8 protein-coding genes, 3 tRNA genes and 3 rRNA genes are annotated in these 13876 nt (G+C 53.7%); 6 read left to right on the top strand and 8 right to left on the bottom strand.

From position 1 onward, the window contains the following. Nucleotides 1-20 precede the first annotated feature (20 nt). Nucleotides 21-485: an FxsA family protein gene (locus EoCCA6_RS14040; RefSeq protein WP_168927642.1), complete on the bottom strand. Its 465-nt coding sequence runs from the start codon at nucleotides 483-485 to the stop codon at nucleotides 21-23. A gap of 335 nt (nucleotides 486-820) precedes the next feature. On the opposite strand from EoCCA6_RS14040, the gene aspA reads away from it, so the two are divergent. From aspA to EoCCA6_RS14015, 5 genes are all read left to right on the top strand, one after another. Further along, nucleotides 821-2257, top strand: coding sequence for an aspartate ammonia-lyase (aspA, locus tag EoCCA6_RS14035; RefSeq protein WP_152083165.1), 1437 nt, complete (start codon nucleotides 821-823; stop codon nucleotides 2255-2257). A 117-nt stretch (nucleotides 2258-2374) separates the two neighbouring features. Beyond that, the gene (locus tag EoCCA6_RS14030) at nucleotides 2375-3676 is read left to right on the top strand and encodes an anaerobic C4-dicarboxylate transporter (protein WP_152083164.1); all 1302 of its coding nucleotides are present in this window, start codon (nucleotides 2375-2377) and stop codon (nucleotides 3674-3676) included. Between the two features lie 113 nt (nucleotides 3677-3789). After that, the gene (gene cutA, locus EoCCA6_RS14025) at nucleotides 3790-4113 is read left to right on the top strand and encodes a divalent cation tolerance protein CutA (RefSeq protein WP_152083163.1); all 324 of its coding nucleotides are present in this window, start codon (nucleotides 3790-3792) and stop codon (nucleotides 4111-4113) included. Continuing rightward, a complete protein-coding gene (locus EoCCA6_RS14020) occupies nucleotides 4089-5777 on the top strand; it encodes a protein-disulfide reductase DsbD (RefSeq protein WP_152083162.1) in 1689 nt (562 codons plus the stop codon). Before cutA ends, EoCCA6_RS14020 begins: the two co-directional genes overlap by 25 nt. Nucleotides 5778-5825: 48 nt before the next feature. Further along, the gene (locus EoCCA6_RS14015) at nucleotides 5826-6401 is read left to right on the top strand and encodes a transcriptional regulator (RefSeq protein WP_152083161.1); all 576 of its coding nucleotides are present in this window, start codon (nucleotides 5826-5828) and stop codon (nucleotides 6399-6401) included. Here the strand turns inward: EoCCA6_RS14015 and EoCCA6_RS14010 are convergent. Both EoCCA6_RS14010 and EoCCA6_RS14005 read right to left on the bottom strand, forming a co-directional pair. Beyond that, nucleotides 6398-6988, bottom strand: coding sequence for a LysE family translocator (locus EoCCA6_RS14010; protein WP_152083160.1), 591 nt, complete (start codon nucleotides 6986-6988; stop codon nucleotides 6398-6400). The genes EoCCA6_RS14015 and EoCCA6_RS14010 overlap by 4 nt on opposite strands. A gap of 37 nt (nucleotides 6989-7025) precedes the next feature. Then, nucleotides 7026-7871, bottom strand: coding sequence for an AraC family transcriptional regulator (locus EoCCA6_RS14005; RefSeq protein WP_152083159.1), 846 nt, complete (start codon nucleotides 7869-7871; stop codon nucleotides 7026-7028). Between the two features lie 169 nt (nucleotides 7872-8040). Here EoCCA6_RS14005 and EoCCA6_RS14000 point away from each other — a divergent pair. Continuing rightward, nucleotides 8041-8116, top strand: a tRNA-Phe gene (locus tag EoCCA6_RS14000). A 240-nt stretch (nucleotides 8117-8356) separates the two neighbouring features. On the opposite strand, the gene rrf is transcribed toward EoCCA6_RS14000, so the two are convergent. The 5 genes from rrf to EoCCA6_RS13975 form a co-directional block, all read right to left on the bottom strand. Next, nucleotides 8357-8472, bottom strand: a 5S ribosomal RNA gene (gene rrf, locus EoCCA6_RS13995). 68 nt (nucleotides 8473-8540) lie between these two features. After that, a 23S ribosomal RNA gene (locus EoCCA6_RS13990) occupies nucleotides 8541-11444 on the bottom strand. A gap of 170 nt (nucleotides 11445-11614) precedes the next feature. Continuing rightward, nucleotides 11615-11690 (bottom strand) — tRNA-Ala (locus EoCCA6_RS13985). 106 nt (nucleotides 11691-11796) lie between these two features. Continuing rightward, nucleotides 11797-11873, bottom strand: a tRNA-Ile gene (locus EoCCA6_RS13980). Between the two features lie 69 nt (nucleotides 11874-11942). Next, nucleotides 11943-13484, bottom strand: a 16S ribosomal RNA gene (locus EoCCA6_RS13975). The 16S, 23S and 5S rRNA genes sit together here with 2 tRNA genes alongside, the layout of an rRNA operon. Nucleotides 13485-13876: the final 392 nt, after the last annotated feature.

The raw sequence follows: 13876 nt of genomic DNA, 5'->3' as shown, positions 1-13876 counted from the left end.
AGCGCCACCGGGCAAAAAAATCACCGATCGTCTTTATGATCTAAACGGTCGCGCTGTTCATCCTTGCGCTGATACTCCCCGTCGAAGGTATCGCCTGGCCCTGTACTGAAGCCTCCGCCCGGCATACGGCTAAAGCGCAAATGCGGCAACAGCTTCATGGTCAGATGTTTTTGCACCGGCGGCAAAAGCAGTAAAAGGCCGAGGAAGTCGGTGAAGAAGCCCGGCAGAATAAGCAGCAGGCCCGCAATAATCAGCGATACGCTTTTGATCATCTCGGCTGCCGGGCTTTCGCCTGCGGCCATCTTCTGCTGCATTAACAAGAAGTTTTTGAAACCCTGATTACGCACCAGCGACATGCCGATGACGGAGGTGAAAATCACCAGAATCAGCGTCAGCAGGACGCCCAGCACATGAGCAACCTGGATGAAAATGGAAATCTCAATGTAAACATAGAGAAAGAAAGCAATAAACGGTATCCAGCGCACTGGCATCTCCTGTGTGGCAGGTGCCATAGGGCCCCTGTCTGAATGTGTTCGCGAAGCGCGTCTGTAAGAGATGGTGACGGTTAGCCAAAATTCAATCGGTTTGCACGGATATTTTTTTCGGAAATATTAAAGCGGTGACTCATTTCACAGATTAATAATTATCATGGGATCGGGACGATAATAAGTGATCCAGATTACGGCAATTCGCTATCATCAGCATATGATCTCGAACATCTGGCTGATTGAGGGAATAATCGTCGGTCAGAAAATATTCAAAACCACATATATACTGTGTGTTTAGTACAATCCATCGGCAGCTTGAAAAGAAGGTTCACATGTTAAACAACATTCGTATCGAAGAAGATTTGTTGGGTACCAGGGAAGTTCCAGCGGATGCCTACTATGGTATTCACACTCTGAGAGCGATTGAAAACTTCTACATCAGCAACAGCAAAATCAGCGACATCCCTGAATTTGTACGTGGCATGGTTATGGTTAAGAAAGCGGCAGCAATGGCAAATAAAGAGCTGCAGACCATCCCCAAAAGCGCTGCAAATGCGATTATCGCCGCCTGCGATGAAGTGCTGAACAACGGCAAATGCATGGATCAGTTCCCGATTGACGTCTATCAGGGCGGCGCGGGTACTTCCGTCAACATGAATACCAACGAAGTGCTGGCAAACATCGGCCTGGAGCTGATGGGTCATCAAAAAGGTGAATACCAGTACCTCAACCCGAACGACCACGTTAATAAATGCCAGTCCACTAACGACGCCTACCCTACCGGCTTCCGCATTGCGGTATACGCCTCGGTGGTGAAACTGGTCGATGCGATCAATCAACTGGGCGATGGCTTCCAGCGTAAAGCGGTTGAGTTCCAGGACATTCTGAAAATGGGTCGTACCCAATTGCAGGACGCGGTTCCAATGACCCTCGGTCAGGAGTTCCACGCGTTTAACGTGCTGCTGAATGAAGAAACCAAAAACCTGCTGCGCACGTCTGAACTGTTACTGGAAGTGAACCTCGGCGCAACCGCCATCGGTACACGCCTGAACACCCCAGACGGCTACCAGCAACTGGCGGTACAGAAGCTAGCTGAAGTTTCTAATCTGCCGGTAGTGCCTGCAGAAGACCTGATTGAAGCAACGTCTGACTGCGGCGCGTACGTCATGGTACACAGCGCCCTGAAACGTCTGGCGGTGAAACTGTCTAAAATCTGTAACGACCTGCGCCTGCTCTCTTCCGGCCCGCGCGCTGGCCTGAACGAAATCAACCTGCCAGAATTGCAGGCCGGTTCGTCCATCATGCCAGCCAAAGTGAACCCGGTTGTACCAGAAGTGGTGAACCAGGTTTGCTTCAAAGTCATCGGTAACGACACCACCGTGACCATGGCCTCTGAAGCCGGTCAGCTGCAGCTGAACGTGATGGAGCCAGTGATTGGCCAGGCGATGTTTGAGTCTATCCACATCCTGACCAATGCCTGCTACAACCTGCTGGAAAAATGTATTAACGGTATCACTGCGAACAAATCCGTGTGTGAAGGCTATGTGTTCAACTCCATTGGGATTGTTACCTACCTCAACCCGTTCATCGGCCACCATAACGGCGACATCGTCGGTAAGATTTGTGCCGAAACCGGTAAAAGCGTACGTGAAGTCGTTCTGGAGCGCGGGCTGTTGACTGAAGCCGAACTGGACGATATCTTCTCGGCGCAAAATCTGATGCACCCGGCATATAAAGCGAAACGATATACCGATGAAAGCGAACAGTAACCGTTCAGGCTAGGCTTCCGAAAGGCACGTCACTTGTGACGTGCCTTTTTTCTTTTTAAGCATTACCAATTACACAACATTTCAATATCAACTTGTTAATAAACAAGGTAGGCACTTATGTTTGGAGCAGAACTCGTCATCGTCTTGTTGGCGATTTACCTGGGAGCAAGACTCGGAGGGATTGGCATCGGTTTTGCCGGTGGCCTCGGGGTGCTCGTTCTTACCCTTATCTTTCAGATTAAACCCGGCGCAATCCCGTTTGACGTCATCGAAATCATCATGGCAGTTATTGCTGCTATCGCGGCCATGCAGGTCGCAGGCGGTATGGACTACCTGGTGAGCCTGGCGGAGCGGATGCTGCGCCGCCATCCAAAATACATCACCTTCCTTGCTCCGCTGGTGACATGGTTTATGACCATTCTTGCCGGTACTGGCCACACCGCCTTCTCCACGCTGCCGGTGATTACCGAAGTGGCAAAAGAGCAGGGCATTCGCCCGTCCCGTCCGCTCTCCATTGCCGTCGTAGCGTCACAGATTGCGATTACTGCCTCGCCAATTTCTGCCGCCGTGGTTTTCTTCGCGGGAATTCTTGAGCCGATGGGCGTGAGCTATCTGACGCTGCTGGCGATCTGTATTCCGGTCACCCTGATTGCCGTGATGATAACCGCTGTGCTGTGTAACTTCCTCGGCGCAGAACTGAAAGACGATCCGGTTTACCAGGAGCGTCTGGCGAAAGGCGAAGTGAAGCTGCGCGGTAGCCAGGTCTTTGAGCTGAAACCACACGCGAAACGCTCTGTGGTGCTGTTCCTGATCGGCATTGTCGCAGTGATGTTCTACGCAACCGCCATCAGTGACACCGTGGGCCTGATCCAGAACCCGGTTCTGCCGCGTAACGAAGCGATCGTGGTATTCATGCTGACCATCGCCACGCTGATTAGCATTACCTGTAAAATCGACACCAGCGAAGTGCTGAACGCCAGCACCTTTAAATCAGGTATGAGCGCCTGCGTGTGTGTGCTGGGCGTGGCATGGCTCGGTGACACTTTCGTGAAGGCACACATCAGCGATATCCAGACCGTTGCGGGCGACCTGCTGCACAACTACCCGTGGCTGCTGGCGGTGGTGCTGTTCTTTGCCGCCACCCTGCTCTACTCCCAGGCAGCGACTACCAAAGCGCTGATGCCTGCGGCACTGATGCTGGGCGTGTCACCACTGACGGCGATTGCCTCTTTCGCGGCGGTTTCTGCATTGTTCGTTCTGCCAACCTATCCAACCCTGCTGGCAGCGGTTGAAATGGATGACACCGGCTCAACGCGCATCGGTAAGTACGTGTTTAACCACGCCTTCCTGATCCCTGGTGTGGTCGCGATTTCGCTTTGCGTTATCCTCGGCTTTATCATCGGTGGCGTTGTGCTGTAAATGGTTACTGATGGTAAAAAAAGTTAAAAACGGGCCGCTCTGCGGCCCGTTTCATTAATGAGCAATCGCCTTGCGTGATATAGTGAAGACTTTCGTGATGAGGAGGTCAACTTGTGAACACGCCTGATGCTGTTGTTGTACTGTGTACCGCCCCGGATGAAGCCTCTGCCCAGGATCTCGCCGCCAAAGTGCTGGCCGACAAACTGGCAGCCTGCGTCACACTTCTCCCTGGTGCGACCTCCCTCTATTACTGGGAAGGCAAGCTGGAGCAGGAGTACGAAGTCCAGATGCTGCTCAAAACCAATCTGGCGAACCAGCAGGCTCTTCTCGATTGCCTCAAGTCTCATCATCCTTACCAAACCCCAGAGCTGCTGGTGCTGCCAGTGGTCCACGGCGATAACGATTATCTCTCATGGCTCAACGCGTCCTTACGCTGATCCTGCTGCTGTGCAGCACGTCAGTATTTGCCGGGTTATTTGATGCTCCCGGCCGTTCGAATTTTATCCCTGCCGATCGGGCATTTGTTTTCGACTTTCAGCAAAATCAGCACGATCTCAGCCTGACCTGGCAGGTGAAAGAGGGTTATTACCTCTACCGCAAGCAGGTGAGCATCACGCCTGCAAAGGCTAACGTGGGCGCACTGCAGATGCCCGCTGGCGAATGGCACGAAGACGAGTTCTATGGCAAAAGCGAAATCTATCGCCAGCGCTTAAGCGTTCCCGTTACGGTGGTTCAGGCCGGTAAAGGTGCGACGCTGACCGTGACGTATCAGGGCTGTGCCGATGCAGGCTTCTGCTATCCGCCGGAAACGAAAGTGGTTCCGCTCAGTGAAGTCAACGCCGCCGCTGTTTCCCCTCCCCTTCCTGAGAAGAAAGGCGAAGACCGCGCAGATCTTCCCTTCTCTGCACTCTGGGCTTTACTGATCGGCATCGGCATTGCCTTTACGCCGTGCGTACTGCCAATGTACCCGCTGATTTCCGGGATTGTGCTTGGCGGTAAGCAACGTCTCTCGACCGCACGCGCACTGCTGCTGGCCTTCATCTATGTGCAAGGTATGGCGCTGACCTACACCGCGCTTGGCCTGGTGGTCGCCGCGGCCGGACTCCAGTTTCAGGCAGCACTCCAGCACCCTTATGTGCTCATTGGCCTGTCGGCGGTGTTTATCCTGCTGGCCCTGTCGATGTTTGGCCTGTTCACGCTGCAGTTGCCATCTTCCCTGCAAACCCGTTTAACCCTGCTGAGTAACCGTCAGCAGGGAGGCTCTGCAGGCGGTGTATTTGCGATGGGCGCGATTGCCGGGTTAATTTGCTCGCCATGCACCACAGCCCCGCTCAGCGCCATCCTGTTGTACATCGCCCAGAGCGGCAATATGTGGCTCGGCGGCGGTACGTTATACCTCTACGCGCTGGGCATGGGTCTGCCGCTGATCCTGGTGACGGTGTTTGGCAACCGACTGCTGCCGAAGAGCGGCCCGTGGATGGAGACGGTAAAAACCGCGTTTGGCTTTGTCATTCTGGCGCTACCGGTGTTCCTGCTGGAGCGCATCATTGGTGACGTGTGGGGCATGCGGCTGTGGGCAATGCTCGGTGTTGCGTTCTTCGGCTGGGCATTTATCGTCAGCCTGGGGGCGAAAAAACCGTGGATGCGTCTGGTGCAAATCCTCATGCTCGCCGCCACACTGGTGAGTGTGCGACCGCTTCAGGACTGGGCATTTGGTACACCGGCCACCCAAACCCAGTCGCATTTGAGCTTCACACAGGTTAAGAACGTAGATGAACTGAACATCGCACTGGCGCGGGCCAATGGCAAACCGGTAATGCTCGATCTCTATGCTGACTGGTGTGTGGCCTGCAAAGAGTTTGAAAAATATACCTTTAGCGATCCACAGGTACAAAGCGCACTGAAAGAGACCGTTCTGCTGCAGGCGAACGTCACGGCAAATAATGTGCAGGATAAAGCGCTACTGAAGCACCTTAACGTGCTCGGCCTGCCGACTATTCTGTTCTTCAATGAACGAGGCGAAGAGCAACCGATGCAGCGTGTAACCGGGTTTATGGACGCAACGGCATTCAGCGCACATTTGCGCGATCGCCAACCGTAAACAACACTTTAAACGGGAGAAACCGTGGGAATAGCGGAGGAGAAAACCGTGCAACGCGAAGACGTACTGGGACAAGCCCTGCAATTACTTGAGATTCAAGGGATCGCCAGCACCACGCTTGAGATGGTCGCCGACCGTATCGATTACCCTCTGGACGAGCTTAAACGCTTCTGGCCCGACAAAGAGGCGCTGCTTTACGATGCCCTGCGCTATCTTAGCCAGCAGGTTGATATCTGGCGCAGGCAGTTGATGTTGAATGAAGAGCTGACAGCAGAGCAAAAGCTGCTGGCGCGCTATACCGCCCTGAGTGAATGTGTAAGCAACAATCGCTATCCGGGCTGCCTGTTTATTGCGGCCTGTACGTTCTACCCTGACCCAGGGCATCCGATCCATCAGCTGGCGGATCAGCAAAAACGTGCTGCTCATGACTTCACCCATGAACTGCTGACCACGCTGGAAGTGGACGATCCGGCGATGGTGGCAAAACAAATGGAGCTGGTACTGGAAGGCTGCCTGAGCCGCATGCTGGTGAACCGTAGCCAGGCAGATGTGGATACGGCGCACCGTCTGGCGGAAGACATTCTGCGCTTTGCACAATGCCGTATGGGTGGTGCGCTGACTTAAACCAGTATCCCCGCCCAGGCGGAGAGGAACAGGCAGAGCGCCATCAGACGCTGAAATCGCACCATCGCCACGGTGGTGCGAAATACCCGGTTTACCGCCTTCCCCAGCCACGCCCAGCACATCAGACACGCAATAGAGATAACCAGGAACCACAGTGCCATTAGCGCAACATCCCGTAGCGCATGATCGCTTGCGGGAGCAAACAAGCTCACGACCGCCAGCGCCATCATCCAGGTTTTAGGATTGACGATCTGCAACAATGCCGCTGCCTGTGCAGTGAATCGTATCTGGCTTTCAGAGGAGAGACGGGCGGCGGGTGCACTGAACAGTTGCCAGCTCATCCAGCTTAGCCACAGCACGCCCGTCCAGCTCATCACCTGACGTACCAGTGGAAACTGGCGCAGCACTTCGCCTGCCCCCGCCCCGGAGATCAGCACAATCGCGCTGGCCGCAATACACCCGCCCAGAATAGCAGGCACGGTATTTTTCACACCATAGTGCTGACTGTTGGTAAGAACGAGGATATTCGTTGGTCCGGGTGTTATCGAGGCGACAAACGCGAACAGCAGGAAGGGCATCAGACTCACAGGTGGCTCCTTTATTGTTAGAGCCATCAATGTGCCGCTATTTTCTGGAAACGTCTGGAAGGTTTGTGCACAAGCGACGGTACTGCGCCGGGGACATACGATACGCACGCTGGAACCAGCGTCCCAGATGACTTTGATCGGCAAAGCCGACCTCCGCCGCGACATCAACTGGCTGTTCGCCTCGCGCCAGTAACTGCCGCGCCTTTGCCAGACGTAACTGGATAAGCCAGGCATGCGGTGCCAGATGAAACTCGCGCTTAAAGCAGCGCGTCAATGTGAAACGGTCGGTCCCCGTCTCGCGTGCAAGATCAGACAACCCAACATTGTCTCCCATATGGGCATAGAGATAATCCCGCGCACGATGCGCCACGGCAGCGCTTTGCAACTGAGACGGCACTCTTTTGCGCCAGTGGCAGTGAGCAGTGATCTGCGAAAGCAGATTATCCATCGTGCTTTGCTGGACAATTTTCATCTCGTCGTTATGCAACGTGGCAAAGGTATCACCAATAGAGCGTACCAGCTGCGGCTCACGTGTCAGCGTTTGGGCAAAATGGAGCGAATAGCTTCCAGGCGTGGATTCATATAGCCCGTGCAGCGTATTGGTCAGCCACCTCTCATCAAGATAAAAAGTCAGATAAGTAAACCCGCCTTCCACCGGCGCATCGCCGTCATGAATCTCCCCAGGCTCCAGTAAAAACGCATCACCTGGGTGGCTTCGATGACGCTCACGCCGACAGTGAAATTGCTGCGTACCCGAGAGAGTGATGCCTGCCAGGTAGCTATCATGCCAGTGCGGATCGTAGGCATGGCCTTCGAAGTGCGCTTTAATGGTTTCAATACCTGTATCTGCATGCTGACGCAGTTCAAGCCAGTCGTTCGCCATACTGTCCTCCTCGTGCTATCAGCATTGCCGCGTTGAACCGGGACTGTCTGGAAGATTTGTGCAATTTCGCTGCGCAAACGGACAGATTGCCGCAAAGTTAAGCAGTTGAACAGCTTTTCCCGAAATATTGTTGACGCTCGTGCCTGATTGCGGTTTAATGCGCTCCGTTGCCCGGATAGCTCAGTCGGTAGAGCAGGGGATTGAAAATCCCCGTGTCCTTGGTTCGATTCCGAGTCCGGGCACCACTATTTAAAGAACCCAGCCTATGGCTGGGTTTTTGCTTTTCTGCGTTTATAAATCTCTTCTCTTTTATTCCTGCTTCTTTTTCCAGTGAGATCGTGTGGCCTGGCGTGCCCGGTGGCGCTGCGCTTACCAGGCCTACAGGGTTTGTAGGCCGGATAAGGCGAAGCCGCCATCCGGTATGTTTTATCACGCACAAAGCAAAAAACCCCGCACCTTACGGTACGGGGTTCTTCTTAATTGATGCCTGGCAGTTCCCTACTCTCACATGGGGAGACCCCACACTACCATCGGCGCTACGGCGTTTCACTTCTGAGTTCGGCATGGGGTCAGGTGGGACCACCGCGCTAAAGCCGCCAGGCAAATTCTGTTTAATCTGTATCAGGCTGAAAATATCGTCTCTCACCGCCAAAACATCTTCGGCGTTGTAAGGTTAAGCCTCACGGTTCATTAGTATCGGTTAGCTCAACGCATCGCTGCGCTTACACACCCGACCTATCAACGTCGTCGTCTTCAACGTTCCTTCAGGAGACTTAAAGTCTCAGGGAGAACTCATCTCGGGGCAAGTTTCGTGCTTAGATGCTTTCAGCACTTATCTCTTCCGCATTTAGCTACCGGGCAGTGCCATTGGCATGACAACCCGAACACCAGTGATGCGTCCACTCCGGTCCTCTCGTACTAGGAGCAGCCCCCCTCAGTTCTCCAGCGCCCACGGCAGATAGGGACCGAACTGTCTCACGACGTTCTAAACCCAGCTCGCGTACCACTTTAAATGGCGAACAGCCATACCCTTGGGACCTACTTCAGCCCCAGGATGTGATGAGCCGACATCGAGGTGCCAAACACCGCCGTCGATATGAACTCTTGGGCGGTATCAGCCTGTTATCCCCGGAGTACCTTTTATCCGTTGAGCGATGGCCCTTCCATTCAGAACCACCGGATCACTATGACCTGCTTTCGCACCTGCTCGCGCCGTCACGCTCGCAGTCAAGCCAGCTTATGCCATTGCACTAACCTCCTGATGTCCGACCAGGATTAGCTGACCTTCGTGCTCCTCCGTTACTCTTTGGGAGGAGACCGCCCCAGTCAAACTACCCACCAGACACTGTCCGCAACCCGGATTACGGGTCCACGTTAGAACACCAGCCATTAAAGGGTGGTATTTCAAGGGCGGCTCCACGCAGACTGGCGTCCACGCTTCAAAGCCTCCCACCTATCCTACACATCAAGGACCAGTGTTCAGTGTCAAGCTATAGTAAAGGTTCACGGGGTCTTTCCGTCTTGCCGCGGGTACACTGCATCTTCACAGCGAGTTCAATTTCACTGAGTCTCGGGTGGAGACAGCCTGGCCATCATTACGCCATTCGTGCAGGTCGGAACTTACCCGACAAGGAATTTCGCTACCTTAGGACCGTTATAGTTACGGCCGCCGTTTACCGGGGCTTCGATCAAGAGCTTCGCGTTGCCGCTAACCCCATCAATTAACCTTCCGGCACCGGGCAGGCGTCACACCGTATACGTCCACTTTCGTGTTTGCACAGTGCTGTGTTTTTAATAAACAGTTGCAGCCAGCTGGTATCTTCGACTGATTTCAGCTCCACCCGCAGGGGCTTCACCTACATATCAGCGTGCCTTCTCCCGAAGTTACGGCACCATTTTGCCTAGTTCCTTCACCCGAGTTCTCTCAAGCGCCTTGGTATTCTCTACCTGACCACCTGTGTCGGTTTGGGGTACGATTTCGTGTTACCTGATGCTTAGAGGCTTTTCCTGGAAGCAGGGCATTTGTCACTTCAGCACCGTAGTGCCTCGTCATCACACCTCAGCGTTAAAAGGTACCGGATTTACCTGGAACCTCCGCCTACATGCTTAAACCGGGACAACCGTCGCCCGGCCGACATAGCCTTCTCCGTCCCCCCTTCGCAGTAACACCAAGTACAGGAATATTAACCTGTTTCCCATCGACTACGCCTTTCGGCCTCGCCTTAGGGGTCGACTCACCCTGCCCCGATTAACGTTGGACAGGAACCCTTGGTCTTCCGGCGAGCGGGCTTTTCACCCGCTTTATCGTTACTTATGTCAGCATTCGCACTTCTGATACCTCCAGCAACCCTCACAGGCCACCTTCAACGGCTTACAGAACGCTCCCCTACCCAACAACACATAGTGTCGCTGCCGCAGCTTCGGTGCATGGTTTAGCCCCGTTACATCTTCCGCGCAGGCCGACTCGACCAGTGAGCTATTACGCTTTCTTTAAATGATGGCTGCTTCTAAGCCAACATCCTGGCTGTCTGTGCCTTCCCACATCGTTTCCCACTTAACCATGACTTTGGGACCTTAGCTGGCGGTCTGGGTTGTTTCCCTCTTCACGACGGACGTTAGCACCCGCCGTGTGTCTCCCGTGATAACATTCTCCGGTATTCGCAGTTTGCATCGGGTTGGTAAGCCGGGATGGCCCCCTAGCCGAAACAGTGCTCTACCCCCGGAGATGAGTTCACGAGGCGCTACCTAAATAGCTTTCGGGGAGAACCAGCTATCTCCCGGTTTGATTGGCCTTTCACCCCCAGCCACAGGTCATCCGCTAATTTTTCAACATTAGTCGGTTCGGTCCTCCAGTTAGTGTTACCCAACCTTCAACCTGCCCATGGCTAGATCACCGGGTTTCGGGTCTATACCCTGCAACTTAACGCCCAGTTAAGACTCGGTTTCCCTGCGGCTCCCCTATTCGGTTAACCTTGCTACAGAATATAAGTCGCTGACCCATTATACAAAAGGTACGCAGTCACCCCATAAAGAGGCTCCCACTGCTTGTACGTACACGGTTTCAGGTTCTTTTTCACTCCCCTCGCCGGGGTTCTTTTCGCCTTTCCCTCACGGTACTGGTTCACTATCGGTCAGTCAGGAGTATTTAGCCTTGGAGGATGGTCCCCCCATATTCAGACAGGATACCACGTGTCCCGCCCTACTCTTCGAGTTCACAGCATGTGCATTTTCGTGTACGGGACTATCACCCTGTACCGTCGGACTTTCCAGACCGTTCCACTAACACACAAACTGATTCAGACTCCGGGCTGCTCCCCGTTCGCTCGCCGCTACTGGGGGAATCTCGGTTGATTTCTTTTCCTCGGGGTACTTAGATGTTTCAGTTCCCCCGGTTCGCCTCACAGCACTATGTATTCATGCTGTGATGATGCACCGTAGTGCACCGGGTTTCCCCATTCGGACATCGCCGGGTCAAGGGTTCATATCACCTCGCCGGCGCTTTTCGCAGATTAGCACGTCCTTCATCGCCTCTGACTGCCAGGGCATCCACCGTGTACGCTTAGTCGCTTAACCTCACAACCCGAAGATGTTTCACTTCATGATTGCGAAAATTTGAGAGACTCGAACACACATAACTGTGTGTCGTTTCAATTTTCAGCTTGATCCAGATTTTTAAAGAGCAAAACTTCGCAGTGCACCTTTTCAGGTTCACTCTGAAGTTTTCTTGTGTTCGCAGTAAAAGATGGTGGAGCTATGCGGGATCGAACCGCAGACCTCCTGCGTGCAAAGCAGGCGCTCTCCCAGCTGAGCTATAGCCCCATCGTTTGCAATCTCTGTACCGGTAATTTTTCCTGAGACAAGGCGTGGTAACGCGAAACATACATCAGTATGTGAGCGTTGCCGCAACGCAGTATCAGGGAAAATTTGGTAGGCCTGAGTGGACTTGAACCACCGACCTCACCCTTATCAGGGGTGCGCTCTAACCACCTGAGCTACAAGCCTGCAGAGATTTTTACTGCTGTTTTTCATCAGACAATCTGTGTGAGCACTGCAAAGGCAGGTTCTTTAAGGTAAGGAGGTGATCCAACCGCAGGTTCCCCTACGGTTACCTTGTTACGACTTCACCCCAGTCATGAATCACAAAGTGGTAAGCGCCCTCCCGAAGGTTAAGCTACCTACTTCTTTTGCAACCCACTCCCATGGTGTGACGGGCGGTGTGTACAAGGCCCGGGAACGTATTCACCGTGGCATTCTGATCCACGATTACTAGCGATTCCGACTTCATGGAGTCGAGTTGCAGACTCCAATCCGGACTACGACGCACTTTATGAGGTCCGCTTGCCCTCGCGGGGTCGCTTCTCTTTGTATGCGCCATTGTAGCACGTGTGTAGCCCTGGTCGTAAGGGCCATGATGACTTGACGTCATCCCCACCTTCCTCCAGTTTATCACTGGCAGTCTCCTTTGAGTTCCCGGCCTAACCGCTGGCAACAAAGGATAAGGGTTGCGCTCGTTGCGGGACTTAACCCAACATTTCACAACACGAGCTGACGACAGCCATGCAGCACCTGTCTCACGGTTCCCGAAGGCACATTCTCATCTCTGAAAACTTCCGTGGATGTCAAGACCAGGTAAGGTTCTTCGCGTTGCATCGAATTAAACCACATGCTCCACCGCTTGTGCGGGCCCCCGTCAATTCATTTGAGTTTTAACCTTGCGGCCGTACTCCCCAGGCGGTCGACTTAACGCGTTAGCTCCGGAAGCCACGCCTCAAGGGCACAACCTCCAAGTCGACATCGTTTACGGCGTGGACTACCAGGGTATCTAATCCTGTTTGCTCCCCACGCTTTCGCACCTGAGCGTCAGTCTTTGTCCAGGGGGCCGCCTTCGCCACCGGTATTCCTCCAGATCTCTACGCATTTCACCGCTACACCTGGAATTCTACCCCCCTCTACAAGACTCCAGCCTGCCAGTTTCGAATGCAGTTCCCAGGTTGAGCCCGGGGATTTCACATCCGACTTGACAGACCGCCTGCGTGCGCTTTACGCCCAGTAATTCCGATTAACGCTTGCACCCTCCGTATTACCGCGGCTGCTGGCACGGAGTTAGCCGGTGCTTCTTCTGCGGGTAACGTCAATTGCTGCGGTTATTAACCACAACACCTTCCTCCCCGCTGAAAGTACTTTACAACCCGAAGGCCTTCTTCATACACGCGGCATGGCTGCATCAGGCTTGCGCCCATTGTGCAATATTCCCCACTGCTGCCTCCCGTAGGAGTCTGGACCGTGTCTCAGTTCCAGTGTGGCTGGTCATCCTCTCAGACCAGCTAGGGATCGTCGCCTAGGTGAGCCGTTACCCCACCTACCAGCTAATCCCATCTGGGCACATCTGATGGCAAGAGGCCCGAAGGTCCCCCTCTTTGGTCTTGCGACATTATGCGGTATTAGCTACCGTTTCCAGTAGTTATCCCCCTCCATCAGGCAGTTTCCCAGACATTACTCACCCGTCCGCCGCTCGCCGGCAAAGTAGCAAGCTACTTCCCGCTGCCGCTCGACTTGCATGTGTTAGGCCTGCCGCCAGCGTTCAATCTGAGCCATGATCAAACTCTTCAATTTAAGTTTGATGCTCGTGAATTAAACTTCGTAATGAATTACGTATGTTCACTCAGAGACTTGGTATTCATTTTTCGTCTTGCGACGTTAAGAATCCATGTCACTTTGAGTGCCCACACAGATTGTCTGATAAATTGTTAAAGAGCAGTTGCGACGCGCTTCAGCGCTCTGTCGCGAGGTGGCGTATATTACGCTTTCCTCTTTCAGAGTCAACCCTGTTTTTCAGGATTTTTCTCTTCAGCCGACCGGGTTGTCTGTGAAGTGATTCACATCCGCCGTGTCGATGGAGGCGCATTATAGGGAGTTCTCTGCAGGCCGCAACCGTTAAATGACAGAAAAATGACTGACTGCTGCATTCCACAGCAAAACCCCGCCTTATACCTTTTTACACACAG

The sequence above is a fragment of the Enterobacter oligotrophicus genome (assembly GCF_009176645.1).
Taxonomy (GTDB): domain Bacteria; phylum Pseudomonadota; class Gammaproteobacteria; order Enterobacterales; family Enterobacteriaceae; genus Enterobacter; species Enterobacter oligotrophicus.
Note: the sequence above shows the minus strand (reverse complement) of the source record. Positions and strands in the feature narration are given on the sequence as shown.